Source organism: Kribbella turkmenica, from assembly GCF_004348725.1.
Taxonomy (GTDB): domain Bacteria; phylum Actinomycetota; class Actinomycetes; order Propionibacteriales; family Kribbellaceae; genus Kribbella; species Kribbella turkmenica.
Genome location: NZ_SMKR01000100.1, coordinates 17317 through 27688, shown reverse-complemented (window position 1 = coordinate 27688; position 10372 = coordinate 17317). Strand labels below are relative to the sequence as shown.

The window sequence follows — 10372 nt, the reverse complement described above, 5'->3', positions numbered from 1 at the left end:
GGGGTGGGTGGTATTGCGGGGATGAGGCGATACCGTTGCTGGAACGAGGCGAGGAGGCAGTCATGGTGATGGACGCACTGCGCGGCTACGTACAACTGGCGAACGGGCTGACCGAGGTGACCAAGCAGCGGGCCGAGGCGGCGGCGAAGGCCTTGCTCCAGCAGACCGGCGCCGACAAGCTGACGACCGGGCTGAGCACCAAGGTGAGCGACCTGGCCGACGAGATCGTTGCCACCAGCAAGAGCAACCGGCAGCTGCTGCAGGCGATCGTGACGAACGAGGTCGAGGGCGCGGTCGCGCGACTCGGATTCGTCCGCTCCGAGGAGGTCGCCGCGCTGACCCGCCGGGTCCAGAATCTGGAGAGCGAGCTGGCCGAGGCGCGCGCCGCCGCGGCCGCGCCGCCGGTGCCCGCGCCGCCGGTCGAGCCGGCCGGTGACGTGCTCGCGGAGGCCGCGCCGGGTGCGGCGAAGAAGGCGGCCGCGAAGAAGGCCGCGTCCAAGAAGGCGGCGAAGAAGGCGCCGGCGAAGAAGATCGCCGCGAAGAAGGTTGCGGCGAAGAAGACGGCGAAGAAGGCCTGACGTGACCGAGCACCCTGGGGAGCAGTTTCCACCGGACGTCGACCCCGACGTGGAGCCGGGCTTCGATCCCTATCCGTCGGAGGACGATCCCGAGACCCCCGACTACGACGCCGAGCCGTCCCCACAGAACTTCTCGTACGGCGAGGCCGGTCCGCCCGACGGGGACACCGACGCCGCCTTCGAGGCGTCCCTGGAGGAGCCGGGTGGGCATGTTGATCCGGCGGCGGTGGAGTTCGGGCCGGAGTTCGCGCGGGCGCCGGGCGAGGAGCACGAGCACTCCTTCGCCGCGGAGTCCGCGGTGCCGGAACACGCCGAGCCCGCGAGCGCCGGTGAAGCCGGCCCGGAGCCGGCCGGCGAAGCGGTGGCGGAGTACTCGGCGGAGGACGGCGCTCCGGACGCTGCGGCGGATGGGGACGAGCGGGCGCATCCGCTGGTCGAGGAGACGATGGGGCGGCTGGGGGAGTTGCGGGACCGGCCGGTCGGGGAGCACGCGGATGTGTACGCCGACCTGCACGAGCGGTTGCAGAGCGCTCTGGTGGAGGCGGACGCCGAGCCGGGTGACCGGAACCAGACGGTCTGAGTGGCCAAGGGAGTCAAGCGGTCGCGGCTCGACGCCGAGCTGGTACGACGGGGCCTGGCCAGGTCCCGTGAGCACGCGAGCGACCTGATCGCCGCCGGCAAGGTGAAGGTCGCCGGCACCGTCGCCACGAAGCCTGCCACCGGCGTCGGGCTGGATGCGGCGATCGTCGTCGACACCTCCGGCGCCGACGATCCCGGGTACGCGAGCCGTGGCGCGCACAAACTGATCGGCGCCCTCGAGGCCTTTCCCGCCCTCCCGGTCAAGGGACGCCGGGCGCTCGACGCGGGCGCGTCCACCGGCGGTTTCACCGACGTACTGCTGCGCAACGACGCCGCGCACGTGATCGCGGTCGACGTCGGCTACGGGCAGCTGGTGTGGTCGTTGCAGACCGACGAACGCGTCACCGTGATGGACCGGACCAACGTCCGCACGCTGACCCTGGCGGACATCGGTGGTGAACCGGTTGATCTCGTCGTCTCCGACCTGAGCTTCATCTCGCTCACGCTCGTCCTGCCCGCGCTCACCGGGGTGGTGAAACCCGAGGGTGACCTGCTGCTGATGGTGAAACCGCAGTTCGAGGTCGGCAAGGAGCGGCTCGGCAAGGGCGGCGTCGTCCGCGATCCCGAGTTGCGCGCCGACGCGGTCCGCGGAGTCGCGGCCAAGGCCCAGGAGCTGGACTGGGGAACCGAGGGGGTTGCCGCCAGCCCGTTGCCTGGTCCGTCAGGAAATGTCGAATACTTCCTGTGGATACGCCGATCAGCACCGCCTCTCGATGAGACGATGCTCCAGACCGCGATCCGAAGCGGTCCGCACTGAGGAGGCAGCGTGGTTGAGCACGAGCCGCGGCGCGTGCTGCTGGTGACGCACACCGGGCGGGAGCAGGCGGTCGAGGTGGCGCGGGACGCGCACCGGCTGCTGACCGGCGCCGGTCTGCTGGTCCGGCTGCTCGCGGACGAGGCCGAGGCGCTGAAGCTCGACCCCGCGGAGCTCGTCGACGACCACGAGAAGGCGGCCCTGGACGTCGAGCTGATCATGGTGCTCGGCGGCGACGGCTCGATCCTGCGCGGTGCCGAGCTGGCCCGCCCGCACGGGACGCCGGTGCTCGGGGTCAACCTCGGCCACGTCGGGTTCCTGGCCGAGGCCGAGGTGGACGACCTGGAGCGGATCGTCCAGGTGGTGGTCGACCGCAGCTACACGGTCGAGGAGCGGATGACGCTCGCGGTCGACGTCCGGCTGGCCGGCGAGCTGCTCTTCGACACCTGGGCGCTGAACGAGGCGAGTGTCGAGAAGGCCGCCCGCGAGCGGATGCTCGAGGTGATGGTCGAGGTGGACGACCGGCCGCTGTCGCGGTGGGGCTGCGACGGGGTCGTGGTGGCCACGCCGACCGGCAGTACGGCGTACTCGTTCTCCGCCGGAGGGCCGATCGTCTGGCCGGAGGTCGAGGCGATCCTGATGGTGCCGCTGAGCGCGCACGCGCTGTTCTCCCGGCCGATCGTGGTGGCGCCGACGTCGCAGCTGTCGATCGAGCTGGTGCCGTCGTGGCACGGCCGCGGCGTGCTGTGGTGTGACGGCCGGCGGATGGTCGAGGTGCCGCCGGGCGCGGAGATCCAGGTACGCCGCGGCACGCGGCCGGTCCGGCTGGCGCGGGCGCACGAGGCGCCGTTCACCGACCGGCTGGTGGCGAAGTTCGACCTTCCCGTGCTCGGCTGGCGCGGCGCCGCCGAGCGCAAACGCAACGGCAACTCCCAAGGCAACGGACAACAGGAGACCTAGAACATGCTCTCGGAGATCCGCATCACCGGGCTGGGCGTGATCGAGGACGCCACCCTGGACCTCGATCCCGGGTTCACCGCGGTCACCGGCGAGACCGGGGCCGGCAAGACGATGGTCGTCACCGGGGTGAACATGCTGCTCGGCGGCCGCGCGGACAGCGGCCTGGTGCGGCACGGGACGCGCCGGGCCCGGGTCGAGGGCCGGGCCAGCGCCGTACCGAAGGCGATCGTGCAGCAGGCCGAGGACCGCGGCGGCGAGCTGGACGACGACGAGTTGCTGATCGCGCGCGAGCTCTCCGCCGAGGGCCGCTCGCGGGCGTTCCTCGGCGGCGCGTCCGTGCCGGTGTCGGTGCTGGGCGAGGTGTCCGGTGACCTGGTCGCGATTCACGGGCAGGCCGAGCAGTGGCGACTGCTTCAGCCGTCGCGGCAGCGCGAGACCCTCGACACCTTCGCCGGCAAGCCGGTCCTCGGGCCACTGCAGGAGTACGCCGCCGCCTACAAGCGCCACCGCGAGGTCGAGGCGGAGCTCGCTGAGCTGACGACGCGCCAGCGTGATCGCCTCGCCGAGGCGGACCTGCTGCGCTTCGGCCTGGACGAGGTCGCGAAGGCCGAGCCGCTCCCGGGCGAGGACACCGAGCTGGCGGCCGAGGAGGACCGGCTCGCCTACGCCGACGGTCTCCGGACCGCGGCCACGTCCGCGGCCGACGCGTTGGCCTCGGAGGACCTGGATTCCACCCGGCCCAGCGACGTCCTCGGGCTGCTGGCCCTGGCGAAGCAGGTGCTCGACGCGGAGCGCGAGCACGATCCCAAGCTGGCCGAGCTGGCTGATCGAGCCGGCGAACTCGGGTACCTCGCGGCCGACCTGGCCCAGGAGCTGTCGTCGTACGCCGCCGACGTCGACACGGACCCGGCCCGGCTGGCGGTCGTGAGTGAACGGCGCGCGCTGCTGACCAGCCTGGTCCGCAAGTACGGCGGCGAGCAGGGCACGGTGGACGAGGTCCTCGACTGGGCCACGCGATCAGCGACCCGCCTGGCGGAGCTGGACGGGAGCGACGAGCGGGTCGAGCACCTGACCGCTGAACTGACAGAGCTGGACGCGAAGCTCGCCGACCTCGGTCAGCAGGTCCGCACGGCCCGCATCGAGGCGGCCGGGCGGCTGGGCGTCGCAGTCTCGGACGAGCTGACCGGCCTGGCGATGCCGCACGCGAAGCTGTCGATCGAGGTGCACGAGACCACAGCGGGTCCGTACGGGATCGACGAGATCGAGTTCTGCTTCGCGGCGAACCCGGGAAGCCCGGCCAGGCCGCTGCAGAAGGCGGCGTCGGGTGGTGAGCTCTCCCGCGTGATGCTCGCGCTCGAGGTGATCCTGTCCGACACGCACCCGGTGCCGACGCTGGTGTTCGACGAGATCGACGCCGGGATCGGCGGCCGGGCCGCGGTCGAGGTCGGCAAACGGCTGGCCCGGCTGGCCGAGAAGACCCAGGTGATCGTGGTGACGCACCTGCCGCAGGTGGCCGCGTTCGCGGACCGTCATGCGGTCGTGCTGAAGAGTGACGACGGTTCGGTCACCACCAGCGGTCTGGTCGCGCTCGACGAGGACGCGCGGCTGAAGGAACTGTCCCGGATGATGGCCGGCCTGGAGAACTCCGACGCCGCCCAGGCCCACGCCGAGGAACTGCTCGCACTTGCCGCCGAGCGCCGCAAACCACGCAGGAAGGCTCGTTCCAAAGGATGATTTGACGCACAGTCACCGTTATTTCGAAGCGTGAACGAGGGCCCGCCTGGGTAAATGGAGCGGGAGGGGGCTCTTGACATGGCAGGATGAGAGCGCGATGAAACTGCCCAGCCTGCGGAGAGCACGACCTACTGAACTGCCCGGGATCGCCGGAGTGGTCCGGCTGGATCGACGTACCAAGAATCTCACCAAACGTTTGAAACCGGGCGAGATCGCGGTCATCGACCACGTCGACCTGGACCGGGTGAGCGCCGAGGCGCTGGTCGACTGCCGGGTCGCCGCCGTGGTGAACGTGGCCGACTCGATCAGCGGCCGCTACCCGAACCTCGGACCGGAGATCCTCGTCGAGGCGGGCATCCCGCTGGTCGACGGCGTCGGCCGCGAGGTGTTCTCGATCCTGCACGAGGGCGAGCGGGTCCGGCTGCACGAGGGCTGCCTTTACCGCGGCGAGGAGGTCGTCGCCAAGGGCGTCTCGCAGGACAGCGGGACGGTCGCGGAGCTGATGGACGAGGCCCGGTCCGGGCTGTCCACCCAGCTGGAGTCGTTCACGGCGAACACGCTGGAGTACCTGCGGCGCGAGCGCGACCTGCTGCTCGACGGCGTCGGCGTACCGGACATCCACACGCCGATGGACGGCAAGCACGTCCTGATCGTGGTCCGCGGGTACGACTACCGCGAGGACCTGGTCGCGCTGCGGTCGTACATCCGCGAGTACCGGCCGGTGCTGATCGGGGTCGACGGCGGCGCGGACGCGCTGGTGGAGAACGGCTACGTCCCGGACCTGATCGTCGGCGACATGGACTCGGTCAAGGACGAGACGCTGAAGAGCGGCGCCGAGGTGGTCGTGCACGCGTACCGCGACGGCCGCGCGCCCGGCTCGGAACGGCTGGAGCGGCTCGGGGTCGAGTCGATCGAGTTCCCGGCCGCCGGCACCAGCGAGGACGTCGCGATGCTGCTGGCCGACTCCAAGGGTGCCTCACTGATCGTCGCGGTCGGCACCCACAACTCGCTGGTCGAGTTTCTCGACAAGGGGCGCGCCGGGATGGCGAGCACCTTCATCACCAGGTTGCGCGTCGGTGCCAAGCTGGTGGACGCCAAGGGTGTCGGCCGGCTGTACCGCAGCCGGGTGTCCACTCTCCAGGTGGTCGCGCTGGCCGTGGCCGGCCTGTTCGCGCTGGGCATGGCGTTGGTCGCCATCGGCGCCGACGACGTGCTGTGGTCGATCCTGCGGGCGCGCTGGAGCGACTTCGTCTACTGGATCCGGGAGCTGTTCACGTGATCGACTTTCGCTACCACATCGTCTCGATCGTGGCGATCTTCTTCGCTCTGGGCGCCGGTGTGGTGCTGGGAGCCGGCCCGCTGAAGGGCACTGGCAGCGAGCTGGTCGCCAGCCAGGCCGAGCGCGACCGGCAGCAGCTCGCCGACGCCCGGGCCAAGCTGGACGAGGCGAAGGCGCTGGACAAGTACCGCGACGACTACGTCGCCAAGGTCACCGCCGGCCTGACCGACGGCAAGCTGGCCGGCAAGAAGATCGTCCTCGTCACCATGCCGAACGCCGACGGCGACCTGGCGAACCAGCTGACCGAGGAGCTGGAGACGGCCGGTGGCCAGGTCACCACGCGCGTCGCGCTGGACAGCAAGCTGTTCGACGCCGGTCAGCGCCAGCTGGTCGAGCAGTTGGTCAACGAGCTCATCAACGCCGACATCCAGATTCCCGCGGACAGTACGACGTACCAGCGGGCCGGCCTGATCCTGGCCCGCGGGCTCGCGGCCAAGGAGGAGGGCAAGGCCGCCGACCCCGAGTCGACCAAGATTCTCAGCGGCCTGACCGGGTCCAAGCTGCTGTCGCTGAAGCCGTCGCAGATCAAGGACCGGGCCAGCCTGGTCGTCGTGGTAGCCGCGAAGCCGCCGACGCCGGTGCCGGACAACTCGACGTACAACGACGCGGTGGACTTCGCCGAGGGCCTGGACCAGGGCAGCGCCGGCGCGGTGGTGGCCGGTACGCCGGTGACGGCGGAGAACGGCGGCCTGCTCAAGGCTTTGCGGAGTGACTCCGACGCCGCCAAGATCGTTTCCTCGGTGGACGTGGCCGACATCCCCGCCGGGCAGGCGACGGTCGTCTTCTCGCTGGCGGAGCAGGCGGGCGGCAAGGCGGGGCAGTACGGTGCGGTCGACGCGAAGAACGGCGTAGCGCCGTCGGACGTACAGACGAAGGACAACTGACGTGGGAATTCTGAGCGCTGCCGTCGCGGCAGCCGCCACCGCCGCGCTCGAACGCGGCGCGGCGAAACTGCCCAAGGAGAACCGCGAGCCGTTCGAGCGGACCAACCACCGCGGCGAGCCGGTGACCCTGCTCGAGGGCCCGGTCACGGTGCTCGGTGCACTCGCCGGGGTCGCGGCCTCGCCGAGGACTCCGGGCAGGGTGAAGGCGGCCGCGCTGCTCGCGGGGTCGGTGTCCGGTGCGGTCGGTGCCTACGACGACCTGCGCGGAACGACGCAGGCCAAGGGCTTCCGGGGTCACCTGACCGCGTTGCGGCGCGGCGAGGTGACCAGCGGTGCGGTGAAGATCCTCGGTGTCGGTGCCGCCGGCCTGGTGGCCGCCGCGATGCTGCCGCGGAAGTCGTCCGGGGTGCGGGCGATCGCCGGGATCGTTGCCGACGGCGCCTTGATCGCCGGGACGGCGAACCTGACCAATCTGCTCGACCTGCGCCCGGGACGCGCGCTGAAGGCGGTCACCGCGGTCAACGCGCCGCTCGCGGTCGTCAACGGCCCGGCCGGCGCGGTGGCCGGTGCGGCCGCGGCCGCCGCGCCGTCCGACCTGGGCGAGCGATCGATGCTGGGTGACTGCGGTGCGAACGGCCTGGGCGCGATCACCGGTACGGCGCTCGCCGCCTCGCTGCCGCGTCCGTTGAAGGTGCTGGCGCTGGGCGCGGTCGTGGCGTTGAACCTGGCCAGCGAGAAGGTCAGCTTCACCAAGGTGATCGCGGGGACGCCGGTGCTGGACAAGATCGACCAGTGGGGCCGTAGGCCGAGGTGAGTACGGACGGCCCGGGCGCGCAGCGCCCGGCCGGCGCCGGGGGTGGCGGCTCAGGCACCGGCGCACGCATCGCGCAGGCCGCGTTGATCGTTGCCGTGGTCACCGTGCTGGCCCGGGTCGTCGGCTTCGGCCGGTGGCTGGTCTTCTCGAAGACCGTCGGTGCCGGTTGTCTCGCCGAGGCGTACGCGACCGCGAACCAGTTGCCGAACATCCTCTTCGAGGTCGTCGCCGGCGGGGCGCTGGCGGGCGCGGTCATCCCGGTGCTGGCCGGCCCGGTGGCCCGCGATGACCGGGCCGCACAGGGACGCATCATCGGTGCGCTGCTCACCTGGTCGTTCGTGCTGCTGGCGCCGTTCGCCCTGCTGACCTGGATTCTCGCGTCCACCTACACCGACGCGATGCTGGATCCGGGGCCGGAGTGCAGCGGTTCGGCGGCGACCGCGACCCGCATGCTGGCGATCTTCGTGCCGCAGGTGTTCGGCTACGCGCTCGCAGTGATCGCCGCCGCCGTACTGCAGTCGCACAAGCGGTTCGCGGCCGGTGCGCTGGCGCCACTGATCTCCAGTCTCGTTGTCGTGGCCACCTATCTCGCCTTCGCCGCTTCGGCGCCCGAGGCCGACGTGGCGTCGCGTGGGGCGGCCGACCTGCTGGCCTGGGGTACGACGGCCGGTGTGGCCGCGCTCGCGCTCACCGTGCTCATCCCGATGCTGGTCCTGCGTTTGCCGATCAAGCTCACGCTCCGACTCGACCCTGGTGTCGGTCCGGTACTGCGCAGGCTCGCGCTGGCCGGTCTCGCCGTACTGATCGCTCAGCAACTCACCTTCGTGGTCACGACCTATCTGGCCAACCACAGAGGCGTTGCAGGCAGCATCGCGGTCTACACCTGGGCCAACGCCGTCTACCTGCTGCCGTACGCAGTACTCGCCGTGCCGATCACCACCGCAGTGTTTCCGCGGCTCGCGGCGGCGTACGAGTCAGGTGAGCGGTTCGACTTCTACGCGGCCGCGTCGACCCGGGCAGTCATGGTGGCCGGCGGTGCCGGCGCCGCGCTGCTGGTGGGTACGGCGGTCCCGGTCGCCCGGACCTTCGCGTACGACGACGGCGCGGTGCAGGAGCCGAGAGCGACCTCTTTGGCCGATGCGCTGTTCGCGTTCGCGCCCGCCGCTCTCGGGTTCGCGGTTCTGATGCATGTGGGCCGGGTGCTGTACGCGCGGCACGCGGGCCGTCAGGTCGCAGTGGTGACCTCGGCGGCCTGGGTGCTGGTCGCGGTCGCGGGGGTCGTGCTGACCGCCGAGTGGGATGCCGTGCCGGCGTTGGCGGCGGCGATGTCCGTCGGGATGGTTCTCGGCGCGCTCGTCCTGCTGCTGGTGCTGCGCAAAGAGGCCGGTCCAGGTGTGCTGGCCGGTCTTCCTCGTGCCACGCTTGCTGCATTGGCCGGCGCAGTGCTGGCCGGTGCCGCGGGCTGGGCAGTGTCGCTGCCCGCCGGTGACGCCGGAGTCGGTAGTGCGGTCGTGTTCTCGGTGTTGTCCGGGCTGGCCGTTGTTGTCGTGTACGCCGCAGTCGTGGTGGCACTGGATCGCGGGGATGCTCGCGCACTATTGCGTCGAGGGGTGCCCAACACCGTGGAGGAGACGCCATGAGGATCGGCCTGCTGCTCGCGGAGTCGAGGGGCGGGATCGGGCAGCACGTCGCCTCCCTGGTGCCGCGGTTCCTGAACGCCGGACACGAGGTGGTGGTGTGCGCACCGCCCGGTACGGCCGAGCACTTCGACTTCGCCGACGCGACTGTTGTCACGCAGGCGAGTGCGTTGCGTGGGGTCGACGTGGTGCATGCCCACGGCTACCGCGCCGCAATGACCGCTCTTCGGGACAGGTCGCGTCTCCGGCCGCTAGTGGTCAGCTGGCACAACGCGGTGATCGCTCCCGGGCCGCGAGGGCTCGTGATGAGGCTCGGACAGCGAATGGTGGCCAGGGGAGCGGACCTGACCCTGGGCGCCTCCAGCGACCTCGTAGACCTCGCGAAGAGCCTCGGTGCCCGGCAGGCCCGGCTAGCTCCCGTAGCGGCTCCAGCGGTGCCTCAGGCCCGCTCACCGCGCCATGAGGTCCGTCAGTCGCTCGGTCTCGACGAGGAGGCGCTCGTGCTGACCGTGGGCCGGCTGGCTCCGCAGAAGGACTATCCGACGCTACTGTCCGTGGCGGCGTCGGTGCGCGAGTCCAACCCCGACGTGGTCTTCGCCGTCGTCGGCGACGGCCCGCTGCGGGACAACCTCCAGGCGCGGATCGACGCGGGACACCTCCCGGTGCGCCTGCTCGGTCACCGCAACGACGTCGCGGACCTCTTGGGGGCGGCCGACGTGTTCCTGCTCACCTCCCACTGGGAGGCTCGGGCTCTGGTCATCCAGGAGGCGCTGCAGGTCGGCGTTCCCGTGGTCGCCACGGCGGTCGGCGGCGTCCCCGAGCTGGTGGGGGACAGCGCCGTACTGGCGTTCCCGGGAGACGCCGACGGGCTGGCCGACGGCGTAAGGGGGGTGCTCGCGGAGCCCGAGACGGCGAACGCTATGCGGACGCGCGGACGCGAGCTGGCCGCCAGATGGCCGGACGAGGACGCGGTGGCGAAGAATCTGCTCGACATCTACGCGGGTCTCGTCGCGACCACCGCTTGACAAGAGGT

The 10372-nt window shown here is 71.2% G+C and carries 10 protein-coding genes; all 10 read left to right on the top strand.

The features are described 5' to 3' along the window. Window positions 1–578 (top strand): hypothetical protein (locus E1218_RS22200; protein WP_233712378.1); only part of this gene is annotated, 578 nt, incomplete at its 5' end. Window position 579: 1 nt separating this feature from the next. Continuing rightward, a complete protein-coding gene (locus tag E1218_RS22195; protein WP_132323163.1) occupies window positions 580–1158 on the top strand; it encodes a hypothetical protein in 579 nt (192 codons plus the stop codon). Continuing rightward, on the top strand, window positions 1159–1974 hold the full coding sequence (locus E1218_RS22190; protein WP_132323161.1) for a TlyA family RNA methyltransferase: 816 nt from the start codon (window positions 1159–1161) through the stop codon (window positions 1972–1974). Window positions 1975–1983: 9 nt separating this feature from the next. Continuing rightward, window positions 1984–2931, top strand: coding sequence for an NAD kinase (locus E1218_RS22185; protein ID WP_132323159.1), 948 nt, complete (start codon window positions 1984–1986; stop codon window positions 2929–2931). Between the two features lie 3 nt (window positions 2932–2934). Then, the gene (recN, locus tag E1218_RS22180; protein ID WP_132323157.1) at window positions 2935–4665 is read left to right on the top strand and encodes a DNA repair protein RecN; all 1731 of its coding nucleotides are present in this window, start codon (window positions 2935–2937) and stop codon (window positions 4663–4665) included. Window positions 4666–4762: 97 nt separating this feature from the next. Continuing rightward, entirely contained in the window at window positions 4763–5944 is a 1182-nt protein-coding gene (steA, locus tag E1218_RS22175) for a putative cytokinetic ring protein SteA (protein WP_132323155.1), read from the top strand. Next, the gene (locus E1218_RS22170) at window positions 5941–6888 is read left to right on the top strand and encodes a copper transporter (protein ID WP_132323153.1); all 948 of its coding nucleotides are present in this window, start codon (window positions 5941–5943) and stop codon (window positions 6886–6888) included. The genes steA and E1218_RS22170 overlap by 4 nt, the downstream gene beginning before the upstream one ends. Window position 6889: 1 nt before the next feature. Further along, window positions 6890–7702: a hypothetical protein gene (locus tag E1218_RS22165; protein WP_132323151.1), complete on the top strand. Its 813-nt coding sequence runs from the start codon at window positions 6890–6892 to the stop codon at window positions 7700–7702. Next, a complete protein-coding gene (murJ, locus tag E1218_RS22160; RefSeq protein WP_233712377.1) occupies window positions 7699–9342 on the top strand; it encodes a murein biosynthesis integral membrane protein MurJ in 1644 nt (547 codons plus the stop codon). The genes E1218_RS22165 and murJ overlap by 4 nt, the downstream gene beginning before the upstream one ends. Then, window positions 9339–10364, top strand: a complete 1026-nt coding sequence (locus E1218_RS22155; protein ID WP_132323149.1) for a glycosyltransferase family 4 protein — start codon at window positions 9339–9341, stop codon at window positions 10362–10364. The genes murJ and E1218_RS22155 overlap by 4 nt, the downstream gene beginning before the upstream one ends. The last annotated feature ends 8 nt before the right edge of the window (window positions 10365–10372 follow it).

Coding starts and splice junctions, on each gene's coding strand:
- steA (WP_132323155.1), top strand. CDS start 4,763: ATGAAACTGCCCAGCCTGCGGAGAGCACGACCTACTGAACTGCCCGGG.
- E1218_RS22155 (WP_132323149.1), top strand. CDS start 9,339: ATGAGGATCGGCCTGCTGCTCGCGGAGTCGAGGGGCGGGATCGGGCAG.
- recN (WP_132323157.1), top strand. CDS start 2,935: ATGCTCTCGGAGATCCGCATCACCGGGCTGGGCGTGATCGAGGACGCC.